General features: G+C 53.0%; 17 protein-coding genes. 9 read left to right on the top strand and 8 right to left on the bottom strand.

Annotation, left to right across the window (positions count from 1 at the left end; translation table 11 throughout):
* The first annotated feature begins 159 nt into the window (after positions 1-159).
* A complete protein-coding gene (locus RIC05_RS05770) occupies positions 160-1,737 on the top strand; it encodes an aldehyde dehydrogenase (NADP(+)) (protein ID WP_350044971.1) in 1,578 nt (525 codons plus the stop codon).
* A gap of 100 nt (positions 1,738-1,837) precedes the next feature.
* On the opposite strand, the gene chrA is transcribed toward RIC05_RS05770, so the two are convergent.
* The 3 genes from chrA to RIC05_RS05755 form a co-directional block, all read right to left on the bottom strand.
* Positions 1,838-3,205, bottom strand: a complete 1,368-nt coding sequence (gene chrA, locus RIC05_RS05765; protein ID WP_350044972.1) for a chromate efflux transporter — start codon at positions 3,203-3,205, stop codon at positions 1,838-1,840.
* A 1-nt stretch (position 3,206) separates the two neighbouring features.
* Positions 3,207-4,025, bottom strand: a complete 819-nt coding sequence (locus tag RIC05_RS05760) for a chromate resistance protein ChrB domain-containing protein (protein WP_350044973.1) — start codon at positions 4,023-4,025, stop codon at positions 3,207-3,209.
* Positions 4,026-4,183: 158 nt separating this feature from the next.
* A complete protein-coding gene (locus RIC05_RS05755; protein ID WP_350044974.1) occupies positions 4,184-4,639 on the bottom strand; it encodes a PaaI family thioesterase in 456 nt (151 codons plus the stop codon).
* A gap of 323 nt (positions 4,640-4,962) precedes the next feature.
* Here RIC05_RS05755 and RIC05_RS05750 point away from each other — a divergent pair, with 323 nt between their 5' ends.
* Positions 4,963-5,139, top strand: a complete 177-nt coding sequence (locus RIC05_RS05750) for a hypothetical protein (RefSeq protein ID WP_350044975.1) — start codon at positions 4,963-4,965, stop codon at positions 5,137-5,139.
* Positions 5,140-5,231: 92 nt separating this feature from the next.
* A complete protein-coding gene (locus tag RIC05_RS05745; protein ID WP_350044976.1) occupies positions 5,232-6,164 on the top strand; it encodes a LysR family transcriptional regulator in 933 nt (310 codons plus the stop codon).
* A 38-nt stretch (positions 6,165-6,202) separates the two neighbouring features.
* Here RIC05_RS05745 and RIC05_RS05740 read toward each other — a convergent pair whose 3' ends face one another.
* Positions 6,203-7,003, bottom strand: a complete 801-nt coding sequence (locus RIC05_RS05740) for a sirohydrochlorin chelatase (protein ID WP_350044977.1) — start codon at positions 7,001-7,003, stop codon at positions 6,203-6,205.
* Between the two features lie 117 nt (positions 7,004-7,120).
* Positions 7,121-8,032 carry a LysR family transcriptional regulator gene (locus tag RIC05_RS05735; protein ID WP_350041179.1) on the bottom strand — a complete coding sequence of 304 codons (912 nt, stop codon included), beginning with the start codon at positions 8,030-8,032 and terminating at the stop codon, positions 7,121-7,123.
* Positions 8,033-8,178: 146 nt separating this feature from the next.
* Here RIC05_RS05735 and RIC05_RS05730 point away from each other — a divergent pair, with 146 nt between their 5' ends.
* Entirely contained in the window at positions 8,179-8,880 is a 702-nt protein-coding gene (locus tag RIC05_RS05730; protein ID WP_350044978.1) for a pirin family protein, read from the top strand.
* Positions 8,881-8,918: 38 nt separating this feature from the next.
* Complete coding sequence (locus tag RIC05_RS05725) at positions 8,919-9,392, top strand: DoxX family protein (protein ID WP_350044979.1); 474 nt, start codon at positions 8,919-8,921, stop codon at positions 9,390-9,392.
* A gap of 76 nt (positions 9,393-9,468) precedes the next feature.
* On the opposite strand, the gene RIC05_RS05720 is transcribed toward RIC05_RS05725, so the two are convergent.
* The 3 genes from RIC05_RS05720 to RIC05_RS05710 form a co-directional block, all read right to left on the bottom strand.
* A complete protein-coding gene (locus RIC05_RS05720) occupies positions 9,469-10,989 on the bottom strand; it encodes a sensor histidine kinase (protein ID WP_350044980.1) in 1,521 nt (506 codons plus the stop codon).
* On the bottom strand, positions 10,976-11,458 hold the full coding sequence (locus tag RIC05_RS05715; RefSeq protein WP_350044981.1) for a putative pterin-binding protein: 483 nt from the start codon (positions 11,456-11,458) through the stop codon (positions 10,976-10,978). Before RIC05_RS05715 ends, RIC05_RS05720 begins: the two co-directional genes overlap by 14 nt.
* Before the next feature lie 85 nt (positions 11,459-11,543).
* Positions 11,544-12,728 (bottom strand): EAL domain-containing response regulator, encoded by a 1,185-nt coding sequence (locus tag RIC05_RS05710; protein ID WP_350044982.1) that lies wholly within the window; start codon positions 12,726-12,728, stop codon positions 11,544-11,546.
* Positions 12,729-12,878: 150 nt separating this feature from the next.
* Here RIC05_RS05710 and RIC05_RS05705 point away from each other — a divergent pair, with 150 nt between their 5' ends.
* From RIC05_RS05705 to RIC05_RS05690, 4 genes are all read left to right on the top strand, one after another.
* Complete coding sequence (locus RIC05_RS05705) at positions 12,879-13,847, top strand: DNA-binding response regulator (RefSeq protein ID WP_350044983.1); 969 nt, start codon at positions 12,879-12,881, stop codon at positions 13,845-13,847.
* 120 nt (positions 13,848-13,967) lie between these two features.
* Entirely contained in the window at positions 13,968-14,705 is a 738-nt protein-coding gene (locus RIC05_RS05700) for a sugar transferase (RefSeq protein ID WP_502989537.1), read from the top strand.
* A complete protein-coding gene (locus RIC05_RS05695; protein ID WP_350044985.1) occupies positions 14,705-15,970 on the top strand; it encodes an outer membrane beta-barrel protein in 1,266 nt (421 codons plus the stop codon). Before RIC05_RS05700 ends, RIC05_RS05695 begins: the two co-directional genes overlap by 1 nt.
* Complete coding sequence (locus RIC05_RS05690; RefSeq protein ID WP_350044986.1) at positions 15,971-16,537, top strand: polysaccharide biosynthesis/export family protein; 567 nt, start codon at positions 15,971-15,973, stop codon at positions 16,535-16,537.
* Positions 16,538-16,639 lie beyond the last annotated feature (102 nt).

Below are 16,639 nucleotides of genomic sequence, written 5' to 3'. Positions count from 1 at the left end.
CGAGAATCTAAGCTGCGCCCAGATTATCAAGGCTGCGCCATTTGGCGGCCCGACCGGAACGACATTTCATAAAATGTCCGTTCTTCATTGGTCATAAGGAAGGTCAAACAGAATTGCGCAGTTCTATCAGGCACAGGATTAACCCCACAGGAGACCCACATGCTTAGTGGACAGCATTATATTGCAGGCGAATGGCTAAACGGCCCGGATGTGTTTCAGGCTGACAATCCATCAACCGGCGACAAACTTCCGACCAAATTCCAGCATGGCACCGAAGAACTGGTCAATCAGGCCGTTGTTGCGGCCCAGAATTGTGCCGAAGAATTCGCAGCAATGCTTCCGGCCAAACGTGCAGAATTCCTGCGTGCAATTGCCGATGAAATTGATGCCCGTGGCGATGAAATCACCGAAATCGGCACGCTTGAATCTGCCCTGCCTGCAGCACGCCTGACCGGCGAGCGCGGCCGTACTGTTGGCCAGTTGCGCTTCTTTGCCGACTGGATCGAAGAAGGTTCATGGTTTGAAGCCCGCATCGAAACCGCACAGCCAGATCGTCAGCCGCTGCCAAAACCAGACATCCGCGTGATGAATAAGGCCCTTGGTCCGGTTGGTGTCTTTGGCGCATCGAACTTCCCGCTGGCATTCTCGACCGCTGGTGGCGATACCGCATCTGCTTTGGCTGCGGGTTGCCCGGTTGTCTTTAAAGGCCATGCCGCCCATCCAGGAACGTCCGAAGTCGTTGCCAAGGCGATTGAAGCTGCTGTTGCCAAAACCGGCATGCCCAAAGGCGTGTTTAGCCTGATCCATGGTGGTACGCGCAAAGTTGGTCAGGCACTGGTTGCCCATCCTTTGATCAAGGCTGTTGGCTTTACCGGTTCGACCGGTGGCGGTCGTGCGCTGTTTGATATTGCGGTTTCCCGCCCCGAACCGATCCCGTTTTACGGCGAACTTGGCTCAAACAACCCGGTCTTCCTGCTGCCCAAAGCCATGGGTGAAAAGGCCGCTGACATTGCCAAGGGCTGGGTCGGATCGCTGACCATGGGTGTTGGCCAGTTCTGTACCAATCCGGGTCTTTTGATCGCGCTTAAGGGTGCTGATCTTGATACCTTTGTTGAAACAGCCGCGGCCGAACTTGGTCAGGTTGGCGGTGCCGCCATGCTGACGGACCGTGTTTCAAGCGCCTATCAGGACGTAACGGACGCCATGAGCAAACATAGCAAAGTGACCTGTGCGCTGAAACGTCGCGAGTCTGACAGCAAATTTGAAGGCAGCCCGGCAATCTTCCGCACCACTGCCGCCGATTGGAAAGCCAATCCGGAACTGGCCGAAGAAATGTTTGGCCCGGCCGGCATCATTGTTGAATGTGATAGCGTCGATGAAATGGTCGCCCTGTCCGCAACGCTGATTGGGCAGCTGACCGCAACCATTCACATGATTGATGGCGATTCAGATACGGCCGCAGCCCTGCGTCCGGCATTGGAAAAATGTGCTGGCCGCATCCTGATCAATGGATGGCCAACCGGTGTTGAAGTGTGCCATTCGATGGTGCATGGCGGCCCATATCCGGCAAGCACGGATTCACGGTCGACCTCGGTCGGGTCGCTTGCGATCAAACGGTTTATCCGTCCGGTATCCTATCAGGCTTTCCCGGATGCGCTTTTGCCTGCCGCGATCAAGGATGCCAACCCGTTGAACATCCCACGTCTGGTCAATGGCAAATGGCAGATGGCGAAATAAGCCAAACGCTGTAATCACATGATGAAAGGGGCGCGGCCAATTGGCCGCGCCCCTTTTGTTTGTGCAACTTAATCTGATATCAGCCGTGCTCACATCACGATCACAAAATGCCCGCCTGACCAAAGATCACACCAAACACCGCACAAAGCCCCAGTACCTTAATGGTGCCAATGCGAAACCAAAAAACGGCCAGCAGTGCCAGCAGAGTCAATGCTGCCGCCGCACCATTCACCGACGCCAATTCCGGAACGACGAAATCAAGCCCAAAGCCCGTTACGGGATATAGCTTTGCAAACACCACATGCAGGCCGAACCAGACCGCAAGGTTCAAAATTACCCCGACAACAGCCGCTGTGATTGCGGTTAGGGCTGCTGTCAGGTGATGATTGTCGCGCAACCGTTCGATAAACGGGGCGCCAAGGAAAATCCAAAGAAAGCACGGGGTAAATGTAACCCAGGTCGTCAGCAACCCGCCCAAAGTCGCGGCAATCAGCGGCGGCAAAGTTCCCGCCTCGCGCAATGCCCCCATAAACCCGACAAACTGTGTCACCATAATCAACGGTCCGGGCGTGGTTTCGGCCATGCTCAAACCATCAAGCATTTCTCCCGGTGCCAACCAGCCGAAATTCTGAACGGCTTCCTGCGCAACATAGGCCAAGACAGCATAGGCACCACCAAAGGTCACCACCGCCATAACACTGAAGAAGCCGGCAATCTGGCTAAAGACATTCGCCGGGCCAAGCGCAAGGAACAGTGCGGCAACCGGCAAAAGCCAAAGCGTCAGCAAGATAACCGAAACGCGGAACGCCCAATGGCGGTTTACACGGGTATGTTCAGGGGTCTCTTCGCCCAATACCGTATCGGCGTCAGCAACTTGCACAGATCCGATTTTTCCGTGCCCGCCCCCGTCGCGAAAAGCCGCAATATCGGCACGTGCCGCAATATACCCAATCAATCCCGCACTCAGGACAATCAGGGGAAACGGCACACCGAAGGCAAAGATTGCAATGAATGCCACCGTTGCAATCGCAATCATGGCGCTGTTTTTCAAGGCGCGTTTTCCAATTCGGATAACGGCCTGTACCACAATTGCCAATACGGCTGCCTTCAACCCAAAAAACAGCGCTTCGACAATCCCGACATTGCCCCAGAATGCATAGATCCAGCTTAACGCCATGATCGCAACAATACCCGGGAGCACAAACAACACACCGGCAATGACGCCGCCAAGTGTTCGATGCATCAGCCAGCCGATATAAACGGCAAGCTGTTGGGCCTCGGGTCCGGGCAGCAACATGCAATAATTCAATGCATGAAGGAACCGCTTCTCCCCCAGCCATTTACGCTCTTCCACCAATATCTGGTGCATTAATGCGATCTGTCCGGCGGGACCACCGAAACTCAAAAGACCAATGCGCGCCCAGACTTTTGTTGCCTCGCCAAGCGTCGGGTAATCTAGTTTGCGCATGTTACACCCGTGGCTTGTTGGTCGGCCAGTTATGGGCTTCCTCGCTGGCATCCCGCGTCCAGCGATAAAAGGCGTCATAAAGCAACATGCCGGCATCAAGCTGTTCCAGATCGTCGGAATACATCCGCGACAATCCAAGTGATGCCGCCAAAAGACCGGCGGATTCCGGGGCAAGATCAAGTCTGGCCGTATCCGCACCACGGATTATAACGGCAAGTCGATCAAGGGCAGGAATGGACAGACCAAATTCCGACACCATGACATCAAAAGTGCATAGCGCGTCTCGGTGACTCCAGAAAACGTCTTCAATATCAAAGGGGGCCGCATCATATCGTTCGGCCACACCGATAACTTCGGCCGGTGCAACAAACAGGATAACAGCACGCGGATCAAGAAACCGCCGGATCAGCCAAGGACAGGCAATGCGATCGACCTTTGGACGCGAACGGGTAACCCAGACTGTACGTCCCTGAGCATCGCGAGGAGGCAACTTTTCCGGTCTGATTACAGGCAAACCGGACGTCATCCAGTCTTCGAAGCCGCCTTCGAGATATTCTGACGAACACCCTTCGGCCCGAAGCCATGCCGCAGCCCCCTGACTGCGTTTGTGACCTGCCTGACAGATTACGATAGATGACATTCCGCCCAAGCGTGATGCCAGCTCAGGCAAGGCCTGATCATTTGTTCTAATTGCCCCGGGTATAAGGCGCGGATCGGCATTGAAATCTTCTTCGGACCGGACATCGAGAAGAACAGGGGCACGTGGAGTACCAATAATTTTGGAAAGTTTGTCGCTGGAAATTGCGTTGGGCGCAGACATGTGCGTTCCTCCTTTGCAGGCTTTAACTGGAACGCGATCTTTAGCTGGCGCCTCGTGGGGAGTTCGCGTTTCCCCATGACATGAGGAAACGATACCGTGATGAGATAGTCAAGGCCAAAGCAGTCGTGGCCGTAATTCTGAAAGATTCCCGGCCGATTTCACGGCTTGATATCACGCAGCACGCCATTGGGATCATCACTGCCCCGGTGATATTTAAACGTCCCGGTCGAAGTCCCGATCACATTGCCATCGGCGTTATAGGCGGTTGCTTCGGTAAAGACGATCTTGCGTCCGCCCCCCTGCTTTCGCGCAACCACACGCACGACACCGTCCTTGGCCATCCCGATGAAATTGGTGGTCAGCGACAGGGTCATGGTTTTGCGGACATTGCCCGCCACTGGGCAAAAACACACTGCATAGCCACATGCCGTATCCATCAAAGTGGTCAGAATCCCGCCATGCAAAATGCCGATGCGGTTGCGATGGAAATCCTTTAATTCAAGTTCGACCACCGCATGGTTTTCCGCCCATTCCACCAGCTTATAACCAAGATGATCCTGCACAGCACTGCCATTGGCCTGCTCATAGGCAAGGTTTTCGTCAATATCGGTCATGTGCGGGGGCCCTTGTTCTGAATGTTTTCCAAGCTATAGCAGATATCGCGCGATGCGAAAATCGCGCTGAATTTCGGGTATCTGGATCGGAAGAGTCGCACATTCCACGCCCCCTACAAAGCGATCAAACAGCATTTTTCATCGTAAAGAATCAATATTGTTGCGCAGCGCAACATTGAATAAATGTTTATTTTCAAATGATTAATGACATCGTTCTCCAATCAAGAACGGGATAGCAGTGAGGCGAGAATAGTCGGATGTAAACCCGTTTGGTATTTCTGAAATCACCAAAGACAAAGACGCTGTCGCAAAGGAATAAAGCCATGACGACGATTGCTTACAAAGACGCAACCAGCATTGAACGTGAAGTCCGTACCGGCTGGTTCACCAGCTTTGTTCGTGCCCTTCAGGTTGCTGTGATCATGAAAGCATCCCAGGCCAAAAATCACGCAGAACTGACTGCGGATTGGAACAAAGCATGGCGTCAGGTCGAGGGTTAATTCCCCCTCGCCAATGCTGGTTGCGACGATCTGCACATCACTGCACCAGTAAAGCTCTTGACGCTTCGGGTTGAACCACCGAAAACGGTTCCATGCAAAAGTTTGATATTGTAACGATCCGGCTTTTCGTCGCCATCGTGCGCGCCGGAAGCATCAATGAAGCCGCAAGGCGCGAACATATCGCAACCTCGGCTGTTTCACGCCGCATTGGTGAACTTGAAGCCATGCTGGGCGTCAAACTGTTGCGCCGCCTGCCACGCGGGGTCGAACCGACCGAAGAAGGCACGATCTTTGCCCGCTACGGCGAAAAGCTTCTGGGCGATCTGAACCATCTTTCCAATGAATTGCGCGATTTCAATGCCGGTGAAAAAGGCAAAATCTATCTTGCTGCTGTCACCTCGGCGATATTGACCGGACTTCCGGCCTTTCTGGCCGATTTTGAACGCGATTTTCCCCACATTACCGTCGATGTCCGCGAACTTACATCGCGCGAAAGTGCCGAGGCCGTGCGCGAAGGCCGCGCCGATCTTGCCATTCTGGCCGATAACAGCCCGCTTGGTAATCTGGCCCATGATGTGTTTTGCGATGATCCGATCTGGGTAGTCACCCCCAAAGGTCATCCTTTGATTCCCAATGCAGACAATCCCAAGCCGGTCAAATTCACCGAAGCTGCCAAATATGACATCATATCGCTGCATGAAGGCGGGGTGATTGATGATCTGATCTCTGAAGCCGCATCAAAGATCAAACTGGATATGCATCCCCATATCAAAGTTGTCCGGTTCGGATCCTTGCGTCAGATGATTGCAGCGGGACTTGGCATAGGGTTCCTGCGCAAAAGTTCGGTCGCTGGGTATCTGGGCCATATCGACATCGCCGGTGCGCCAATTGCCGATGACTGGGCCAAACGCCAATTACTCATTGCGCATGAAGGGGATGCCAATCTGACCAGTGCGGCACGATTGTTCCGGGACTATCTTTTGAAAAAGTCATCAGAAACCAGCTTTAAGCCGGTTTTGGGATAAGACCCGCCCGACGGATCAGATCATTCATGAAACGTGCGTTATGCCGACCGTGCCACCTGTTCGGACAATATGTCATGCCCGGTCGGGCCAAGCGGGACGGCCTGCCCGCCAAAGCGGACAACATGGCGTTCTGCCTCGGCCAGAATAAGGTCGGGAAGTTCTGCCCATTGACCGATTGGCGGCAAAATCTCGATTTCCTCGCCGTTCTTGGCATCAATCATTTCCGGTAAATCTTCACGGGCGTGCATTCCCCCACCGGCCAACATCGGCAGGATCAGGACGTTTTTGCGCGATCCGATATCACGCCAATCGGTAAGGGATGGTTTGCCTTCGATATTGCCGATGCACATTTCCGCACCACCACAGATACGCCCAAGGCGTTGACCAAACTGAATGGTTTCGGGCAAAGGTTCGGTCAGCGTTTTCAATCCATGCGGAACCAGAAACACCGACGTTTCATCCGCCTTCCAACCTTTACGCGCCATAGCTGCCCGCACATGTCGGGCGACCATTTCGTCAAATCCCGGAAGATTCAGGGCCGGTGGCAGCACAACCGCATCATGCAGACCTGCACGATCAAGATCACTTGGCAATTCTTCGGACACCAGATAGCCTTCGCTAAAGAACAGTGGAAAAACGATCAGACGCGCCGCGTCCCCTGCATTTTTCAAGGCATCCAGTTGGGATGAGAACGACGGATTGCTGCGCATATAGCCATGGCTGACCACCCCGTTCCAATCGGGTGCAACGATCCTGGCCAGATCACCTGCCGGATCACCGCCATTCCCGCTATTGCCATGCGACACCATCATCAGTGTTGGCATTTCAAATTTTGTCATGTCATGCCACCTCATCCGTATTGCGTTCATTAAAGCCTAGTTCGTATTACGCAGGACGCAAGGTGTTGGATCGCACAATCTGAAAATTATCGCGGCAAAATTTCTGATTTCATATTGCTATTGCACGAGATCCCAGCGTGGATGATCGCCAAACCGGTCATGGATAAATTCCACCAACAGCCGGATACGCGATGCCAGTTGTCGACTTGGCGGATACAGCAAATATAAAAACAGCTCTGCCGGGGCATACTCACACAGGACTGTCACCAAACGCCCGGTTTGCAGTTCCGGCCCGGCGATAAAAGTCGGCAATTCGGCAATCCCCAACCCGGCCAAAGCCGCATCGCGCAGGACTTCGGCATTGTTGCAGCAAAACACACCATTAACCTGAACCGCAGCCGGTCCGTTCGGCCCGGTCATTTTCCAACTCGCCCCAGATGGTAAGTTGCCATAATGCAAACAGGGCAGATGCGTCAGATCGCGCAAATCTTTGGGTTCGCCATATTCGCGGACAAAGTCAGGCGATGCGCACAAAACCCGGCGGACAGGAACAATTTCATGGTCAATAAGCGCCAATGTCTCGGACGGGCGACTGATCCGGACGGTCATATCAAACCCGTCGGCAACCGGATCAATGAAATGATCATCAAGGGCCAGTTCCACGCGTATATCGGGATAAGCCCGCGCGAACTCGACCAAAGCCGGTCCCAGATGCAGGGTGCCAAACGACATTGGCGCATTGATCCGGATATCCCCGGCGGGTTTATCACGGCTTTCACGAATGGATTCTTCCGCATCCCCCAAATCCGCCAAAATGCCCTTCGCCCGTTGGTAAAAGGCTTGACCCGTCGGGGTGACGGAAACCTGGCGGGTTGTCCGGTTTAAAAGCTGCACCCCCAAATCATCTTCAAGCGCTGCCACAGCCCGGTTCACTTGCGATCGGGATTGGCCAACCGTTCTGGCCGCTGCGGCAAAGCTGCCATCTTCGACGACGCGAATGAAGTTTTGCAGGCTTACCAGCTTGTCCATGATGATCGATCCCTGTGGTCAACAGCGCAAGATGACGCATGATTGTCGCATAACACGCAACGCTGTGGGTAATATTACGATAATTGTCTCATTTTGTGAAAAGGGTATTCTGTCTCCAACAGCAAACATCCTTATTGGAGGTTCAGATGATTATCAAAATAGATGCAGACACCCGTGGCCGTGCACAGTTTGGCTGGCTTGATTCCAACCACACCTTTTCGTTCGGTCACTATTACGATGCCAACCGCATGGGTTGGGGCCCGCTTCGGGTTATCAACGAAGACCGCGTTATTGCCGGTGCCGGTTTTGACACCCACGGCCACAAGGACATGGAAATCATTTCCTACGTTCTTGACGGTGCGCTTGAACACAAAGACAGCATCGGCACCGGATCAGTGATCCGTCCCGGACGCTTGCAACGCATGACGGCCGGAACCGGCATCCGTCATTCGGAATACAACCATTCCAAAACCGACCCGGTTCATTTCCTGCAAATCTGGGTCATTCCAGAAGCAGCCGGACTGGAGCCGGGTTACGAAGAAAAGGAAATCGCACGTAGCGATACCGGATCGGGTCTGACCCTGATTGGCAGCCGGGATGGTCGTGAGAATTCCGTCACCATTCATCAGGATGTCGATCTTTTTGTCGCCCACCTGAATGACGGTGAAACAGCCAGCCACAAGATCGAAAAAGGCCGCATTGCCTGGGTTCAGGTTGCCCGCGGCAGTCTGACAGTGAATGGCGAAACGCTTAATGCCGGTGATGGTGCCGCCATCAAAGACGAAGACGAACTTGTCTTTAGCAATGCCGACACCGCCGAAGCCCTTGTATTTGACATGGTGGCCTGAGCTGCGAAAACGCGCTCGCCATCTTCAGGAGACGTATTATGACTTCAAACATATCAACCCAGAAACCCCGCACGATCATTCCGGCCCTTGGCGGCCTATGGTCGGCTTTGGAACCGCTTTCCCCGGTTATTATCCGTGTCACCGCCGGTCTCTTGATGGTGCCGCACGGCGCACAAAAACTGTTTGGTGCCTTTGGCGGCTATGGCCTTGAAGGAACCGCAGGATGGCTTGAAAGCATTGGCTTTGTCCCGGGCTTTGCCTTTGCCCTTATGATTGGGCTTCTTGAATTTGTTGGCGGCTTGATGCTGACAGTTGGTCTTTTGACCCGCCCGGTTGCCGCAGCTGTCTTGATCTTTATGGCTGTTGCAGTCAGCACCCATCTTCCAGCCGGTTACTTCTGGAACGAAGGCGGATTTGAAATGCCCTTGATGTGGGCACTTCTGGCCCTGTCGGTTCTGATCCACGGTGGTGGGAAATTCTCGATTGATCGCAAGATCGGTTACGAATTCTGATCTGTTGAATATGCGATGACATACCAAAACGGGCCGTCTTCAAGACAGCCCGTTTTTTCATTCCGGTTTCGGATATTTAGCGCAGTATTGTTTTTAGATCATCGGTGCCTTCAGCAGAATCCCTAGAAGATTTATGCGCCGCATTCTGATCTGGTTTTGGCAACCTGATCACGAATTCTGCCCCGTCGATATAATCAGACGATAATGTCAGATCGCCATTGAAATCGTCTTGGATCAGTTTGCGACAGATCGGCAAACCCTGTCCGGTGCCGACACCACGTTCCTTGGTTGTGAAGAAATAATCAAAGATGCGGTCCCGCAATTCTTCTGGCACACCCGTTCCGCTGTCTCGCAGACGAATATAGATATTCGTGTCATCCGAGCTCACGGCAAGATCAATCCGGCCGCGCCGCTGTCCACTTTCCTTGATCGCCTGAGACGCATTGACAATCAGGTTGATCAGGGCCTGGGACAGATGGTTTCGACGGCCCTTTACCTCGACCAGATCGGTCTGCATCACCACTTCAAGATCGGCAATATGCTTGACCTGATTGCGGGTCAGCGTGATTGCCGTATCGATTTCTTCGGTGATCGAGATCAGTTCAACAATATCGGCGGCAGGATGGGCAAATTTTCGAATGCCGCGCACAATTTCAGCAACCCGGTCGAGCCCCTGAATACTTTCATCAATGGCCAGCGGAATTTCTTCGGACATGAAATTGATCTTGTCTTTATCAAGATTAAGCGTCGCCGGCGCCCCTGAATCATCGCGTTGAATGGCACGGACAAGCTCGGAAAAGCTGTCAGACAGAAATTCCAGATTGTTCTGGATATATTGTGCCGGTGTATTGATTTCGTGCGCCACGCCACCTGCCAATGTTCCCAATGCATGCATTTTGGCATAATCGGCGGCTTCTTCGATGACTTCCTGTTCCTGACGCGCTTTTTGTGCCGCGATGTCAGCAGCAAACATCCGTTGGCGTTGGCGGATCATAAACCCGCCCAAAAGCCCCATGACAACGACACCGGTAAAGAACAAATAGGACAGGGTCTCAATATCGGACTTAACACCGCTAATGTTATTGGCATTATAGTCCGATACAAAATTCGTTGTTCGAACGACAGCCTCCTGAAGGGGACCATCCATCTGCTCAAGCAGGCGATAAAGTTCGCTGAGCTTGGTTTGCGGATCTTCTGCCTTGGCAAGGGCCACATCAATTTTTTCGATTTGCGCTTCAAGCAACTCGATCATTGCCAGAACTTCGGGAATGGAAAAAAGGACTTTAAAACCATCCCCGTCGCGCAGCAAATGGGCCCGGCTTACAAGGATTTCATAATCAAGCAGGATTTTTTCAACGGCTTCGTCATGCATGCCTGCACGGCCAAGAGCTGCTTCAATATCGCGCTGCACGACAAAATACTGGCGCTGAATCTGGAAGACTGCCCAGACAAAGTTTTCACGGTAATTGAACCGCTCATCTTCAAGCTGCCGGACAATTGCCGTCGACAAAATAGCATACAGGGCCACAAACAGGACCAAACCGACAAACATCGGTCGTCCTGATGTGCCAAACAGGAAGTCTTTAATTCTGCGCATCAACCGACTTCACTTGCCAAACGGAATATGACCAATAGCTGTCGGTTTGAAACCGTACGTCCGAATCATAGGGGAAAATCACCCAGAACGGCCCCTTTTCGCGGATCGACATTTCGGCATCATTGAGATGATAGGTCAGGATCGCGCCATCTTCGCGCAACACATTGGTCGGGACCATCACACTGTAATCATTGAGTGCTGAAACGCTTACAGTGTCGGAATCGATCCCGTGCGTCTCAAACAGTTCCTTGAAGGAAACCCCGCGAAACTTTTGCACACCTGTGGTCCAGGGTGTTGAGGTATAGAATTCGGTCGCAGGCATTTCCATGAGTTGTTCCATGGAAAGCTTAATGACGCTGCCATCCGCTTTTGTCATGCTGAGCGTTCCACCGGCAATTGCAGGTGTCACAAACAAACCGATGATGCTCGCCACCATTACAAGCAGCTTCGTACCGATTTTCATCTTCATATCCACGCTCCATTACATGTGGAAAGAGAGCTCACGACCATTAGGAATCGCAATGCCTGTGAGGCCATTTTAGCGGAACTTTTGATCATCCAGAAGCACTTAGCGGCATGAAAGCCGTTGCTTCCCATTCTTCAAGTGGCACCGGACTGCCAAAATGGAACCCCTGCAACTCGGTAATACCGTAAATTCGCAGTTTTTCGGCGAGTTTGGCGCTTTCAATCCCCTTGGCCGAGATCGAAAGGCCCATTTTTGAACAGACCTGTGCGATCCATTCGACAAAGGCATCATCAAGAAAATCGGACATGCAACCGCGCACCAGATCCCGGTCAAGTTTAATCCCGGCAAATACTTCGTGGCGCAGCAGTTCAAGCGAGTTGTTGCCCGATCCGAAATCGTCAATCAGAAGCGCAATACCGCGCTCGCGCAATCGACTGGCACTGGCCAGCAGATCATGATCATTTGGCGTGATCTGACGTTCCGGAACTTCGTAGGTCACCCGCACACCGCGCATACGCATTTTTTCATAGAACCGCACGATCAGTTCCATAAATTCCGGCGTCTTAAGCGAATATGTCGAAAGATTGACCGCAAGATTGGCGCTGTCACCCATCACCGCACGATAGCGCGGGGCCTGATCGACCATAAGCGCCATCAACTGACTGGTCAGGCGATTGATCACCGGATGGTCGCGACACGTTTCGAAAATCTCGTCAATGCCATAGTCTTTTTCAAGCAACGGCATACGGCACAGAACCTCGCCACCACACAGTGCAAGGTCACTGGCCCGATAGCGCGGCTGCAGAACGGTCCGAAAATCGGCACGATCAATAGCCGCATTCACCATCATCGGCGACAGACCGAATACAGGTTTGGCAACCGGCACTTTGCTTTGGATCACCCGGTCCATCGCATCCTTGAGAACCGCAACCGAAACCGGCTTTGCCAGAACACGGGTTACCATTGCCTGATTGATCGCCTCGCGCAGGGAAATGCTTGATACATTTCCAGACAGCAGCATACGACCGACCGTCGGGGCCATCCGCGCAGCCTGTTTTAGAAATGAAATCCCGTCGAGAGTCGGCATCACAAGGTCGGCAATGATCAAATCGGTCCGGTCGCGGTTCTGCGACAACCAATCCAATGCCAACTGCCCGTCGGTGAAGGTGATGAATTCAAAGCTGTTTGACAGGGTGCGACGCACCGAAGCCAACAGTTTTTCATCATCATCAACCATCAGAATGACGGGACGCTTATTGCCGACCATTGCCATAAATGGACAACCTCATACTTCCAAAACAAAGTGAACTTCTGCGTCAAATCGCCCCGGATCGCGGTGTCATGCAAGCAAGGCTTTGAAGCGTCCGAGAATAGTGTCAGACTGCCTGTGTCCGATATCCCCATTTGAGGAGGGCGCTTTTTGATGGCTGCGGAAAAGTCGGTCCGAATTGCCTTTGTTGATGATGACGAACATCTTTTGTCGTCCCATCGGCGGAACTTTGGCCGTCTGCGGCCCGAATGGGATGCGGTCTATTTCAATGATCCATTGAACGCACGCGATGTCATTTCTGAAGACCGCAGCATCAATGCTGCCATCCTTGATATCCATATGCCCGGAATGACCGGGCTGGAATTGGCCGCCGAATTGCGGACCCATCGACATGATTTGATCATTGTCATGTTAACCGGCTATGCCGATCTGCAATCGGCACTTCTGGCCGTCAATGAATTGGGCGTCTTTCGATTTTATCCAAAGCCAACCACGCTTCAGGCCATGCTTGAAGGCATTGAAGGTGAAATCGAAAGCCGGGCGGGTCAAAGCGAAGAAACACTGCCGACCGACTTTCTGGATCTTTTGGAACTGGGTGTCATCGCGGTTGATGACAGCCTTTCAATCTTGCACATGAATGCGCAGTCCGCTGAAATCATGCGCCGGTCATCGCTTGTGCGGTCGGGCACGCAAGGACGGCTGGTGGTTGATCCGGCACCGGAAGGACTAAACGCATTTCTGAACCCGCCCGCCAATCAGGCCCCGCGTGCACAGCAAAGCTTCTCGCTTGAACGTGATGAGGAAAAACTGTCGTTTTTGATCCGGCGCGTTCCGAAAAAGGCTGATGGCAAAACAACTTTCATGGTGATCCTTGTCGATCCGACCCAACAAAAACCACCGGCGATTGATGACTTGATGGATCTGTTTGGTCTGACCCGATCAGAAGCAAAACTCACCCAAAAACTGGCCGAGGGACTTGCACTGGATCAAGCGGCCGAACTTGTTGGCATCTCACACAGTTCTGCACGGACCTATCTGAAAACCATCTTTGCCAAGACCGGTGTGAACCGGCAACCACAATTGATGAAAACGGTGCTTTCAGCGATTCCATCCCTGCGTTAAGCATATGAAAATCAATAAAAACAATCCACTATCCGACCAAAGATCAAAACATAAGTGCTTGAAAAACACCCAAACTCCTCTACCCTGAGTTAAATTCATATTGAACGGGACATTGATGGTGTGGGGGCATCAGGGTTGGCTGGGGCAAAATTCAACGCAAATCAGACATCTGAGATTTTCCAACACGTCCTTTGTGGATATTCCCGATTTAATCGCCGCTTAAAATGCCTTTGCAGCCTGATGCTGGCCAGTGTTGCGATCATCATCCTGTCCCCGGCGATGCTGATCATTTCTGCCCTGCTTTATGGGTTTGGGTTCATCAACCCGATTTTCACCCAACAACGTGTCGGTCATAACGGGCAGGTTTTCACCATCTTTAAATTCCGCACGTTGCGGGATCAAACCTGTCGACCGGTTTGCGGTTTTCAGTCCCGCTTGGCAAAGGCTTTCACATCCGCGCTTCGGGTCAGTGGGTTTGATGAATTACCGCAACTTTTCAATATTTTGCGCGGTGAGATGGCGCTGATCGGGCCACGCCCGCATAGCATTGCTGATCATGTCCTGTTTGCCAGCAGCATACCGGGTTATGAAGCCCGCCTTGCGGTAAAGCCGGGCATAACCGGCTGGGCACAAGTCTGTGGCTGGCGCGGGCCGGTTCGGACGTTTGAGCATCTTGATGCACGGGTCCGCCATGATCTGGTCTATATCAAACATGGGCATGTCGCGTTTGACGGGGCAATCGTTATCGCGACCGTGCTGCTTCCAATTTGGTCCGCCATCAAACGGATCAAACTGCCCCGCCAAACGGTCCGCGACCTGAAACATAATGCTCGCCAATGTGATGGACGGATCGCGTAATGCAGGGATCGGGCATATCAATGATCTGCGCGCGTCTTTTGCCTGTTTTGATGTTCTGTGCCGCAAATCTTCTTTGCCCAATCGCATCTGCCAATGCGCAAACCCGCCAACAGACCACAAACAACACGATGCCGCCCGTGGATGAAACCGGCATTCGATTGGGGCGTTTCTTGCTTTCGCCGGCCATCACCAGCCGGGCGCAATATGACGACAACATCTTTCTGTCCGAAAACGGGGCAACATCCGATGTGATCACGACCATTGCCCCGCGCCTGACCCTTCAGGGCGACTGGCGGGTGTTTCATCTTCATCTTGCTGCGGGTTCGGAATTGGGGTTTTTCGCCGATTCTAGGGATGACGATTATCAGGATATTGACCTGAAAGCTGCGGCAAGCCTTGATCTGGGACCCTCATCGATTGAAGGGGCGATTGACTGGAAACAATCCCATGATGCCCGTGGCGGTAATGATGTCCCGAGCGGGGCGACGGAACCGGTGATTTATCGCGATGTCATTGGCCAGCTTGGCGGACGCTACGCGACAAATGACCTGCACTATGAAACGTCACTTGCGATCCGGCGGCTTGAATTTGATGACAGCATCGCCCTTGATGGATCGGCGATCAGAAATGATGACCGTAACCGCATCGAAAGCCGCGAAACAGTGCGCGCCCTTCTTCCCCTTGACCTTGGGCGCGAAGCCTATGGCGAGATCACGTTAAACCAGCGCCAATATGACCGGGTACCCGACGATACCGGTCTTGTCCGTGATTCCAGCGGTTTTCAGGTCCTTGGTGGATTGCGGCTTGATCTGACAGATCTGATCAAGGGCGATCTTGCGGCAGGATGGATGAGCCAAAACTACGCCGATCCGGCCTTTGGCAACATCAATGATTATACCCTCCGCGCTGATATTGACTGGTCTGTCACCCGCCTGACCGATCTTACCTTTACTGCATCACGCGCGGTGCGTGAAACCACCGTTACCGGTGCCAGTGGTATTGTCGGATTTGATATCGGGGCCGGCATATCGCATGAATTGCGCCGTTGGCTTCAGATTGGTGCAAACGCCCATTACAGTGACGAGGAATTCCGCCAAACCACCCGGCGGGATCGCACAAGCCGCCTTGGATTGAACATGTCCTATCACGTGAACCGCCATGCGTGGATTGAGGGCGGGATCAATCATGACCTGCGCCTTTCGAACAGCGCAGGCAACGATTATCGCCGTTTTCAAACCCGGATCAGCCTAAAGCTGGAGATGTAAATGACCATCGCCACCCCCAAGCCATTCAACCGATCCAGCCGCCTTTTGGTCGCAACCCTGGCTGTGCTGTTCGTCCTTATGGTCTGGCCGGGACATCTGATCGCCCAAACCATCTATGCGATTGATAGTGGCGATACGGTCCGCGTTACCGTTTTTGGCGAACCTGATTTGTCGGGCGAGTTTACGGTTGATGCGCAAGGGCGGCTTAACCTTGCCCTGATCGGGCCGGTCCCTGTGCGCAATCTGACGGCGGATCAAACCCGCATCCTTATCCATGACGCCTATCAGGACGGCTATTTGCGCCATCCCGATATTGCGGTCGAGATTATCGCATTTCGTCCCTTCTTCATTCTGGGCGAGGTCAATCAACCCGGCTCCTATAAATACGTGCCCGGCATGAATGTTTTAAACGCCATTGCCGTTGGCGGGGGCATCACCTATCGCGGCGATGAAGACGATATCGAAATCCTGCGCGGCAATGACAGTAACCGCATCTCCCTTCCCGCCACCCTTGCCACCATCGTTATGCCCGGCGACATTGTGCGGATTGCCGAACGGTATTTCTAACCCCCTTGCGAAGTGAATCTTTACCTTCGCCACTGATCCGTGATGAAATCAGGTTTGCGCATCCACCGCGCCAACAACAAACACAATAAACCATTTGCCCCA

Source organism: Thalassospira sp. (genome assembly GCF_040218635.1).
Classification (GTDB): Bacteria; Pseudomonadota; Alphaproteobacteria; order Rhodospirillales; family Thalassospiraceae; genus Thalassospira.
The sequence above is the reverse complement of the archived record's forward strand: the minus strand, read 5'-3'. Positions and strand labels throughout refer to the sequence as shown.

Coding starts and splice junctions, on each gene's coding strand:
- chrA (WP_350044972.1), bottom strand. CDS start 3,205: ATGCGCAAACTAGATTACCCGACGCTTGGCGAGGCAACAAAAGTCTGG.
- RIC05_RS05750 (WP_350044975.1), top strand. CDS start 4,963: ATGACGACGATTGCTTACAAAGACGCAACCAGCATTGAACGTGAAGTC.
- RIC05_RS05705 (WP_350044983.1), top strand. CDS start 12,879: ATGGCTGCGGAAAAGTCGGTCCGAATTGCCTTTGTTGATGATGACGAA.
- RIC05_RS05730 (WP_350044978.1), top strand. CDS start 8,179: ATGATTATCAAAATAGATGCAGACACCCGTGGCCGTGCACAGTTTGGC.
- RIC05_RS05745 (WP_350044976.1), top strand. CDS start 5,232: ATGCAAAAGTTTGATATTGTAACGATCCGGCTTTTCGTCGCCATCGTG.
- RIC05_RS05735 (WP_350041179.1), bottom strand. CDS start 8,032: ATGGACAAGCTGGTAAGCCTGCAAAACTTCATTCGCGTCGTCGAAGAT.
- RIC05_RS05770 (WP_350044971.1), top strand. CDS start 160: ATGCTTAGTGGACAGCATTATATTGCAGGCGAATGGCTAAACGGCCCG.
- RIC05_RS05710 (WP_350044982.1), bottom strand. CDS start 12,728: ATGGCAATGGTCGGCAATAAGCGTCCCGTCATTCTGATGGTTGATGAT.
- RIC05_RS05755 (WP_350044974.1), bottom strand. CDS start 4,639: ATGACCGATATTGACGAAAACCTTGCCTATGAGCAGGCCAATGGCAGT.
- RIC05_RS05690 (WP_350044986.1), top strand. CDS start 15,971: ATGACCATCGCCACCCCCAAGCCATTCAACCGATCCAGCCGCCTTTTG.
- RIC05_RS05715 (WP_350044981.1), bottom strand. CDS start 11,458: ATGAAGATGAAAATCGGTACGAAGCTGCTTGTAATGGTGGCGAGCATC.
- RIC05_RS05695 (WP_350044985.1), top strand. CDS start 14,705: ATGCAGGGATCGGGCATATCAATGATCTGCGCGCGTCTTTTGCCTGTT.
- RIC05_RS05760 (WP_350044973.1), bottom strand. CDS start 4,025: ATGTCTGCGCCCAACGCAATTTCCAGCGACAAACTTTCCAAAATTATT.
- RIC05_RS05725 (WP_350044979.1), top strand. CDS start 8,919: ATGACTTCAAACATATCAACCCAGAAACCCCGCACGATCATTCCGGCC.
- RIC05_RS05720 (WP_350044980.1), bottom strand. CDS start 10,989: ATGCGCAGAATTAAAGACTTCCTGTTTGGCACATCAGGACGACCGATG.
- RIC05_RS05740 (WP_350044977.1), bottom strand. CDS start 7,003: ATGACAAAATTTGAAATGCCAACACTGATGATGGTGTCGCATGGCAAT.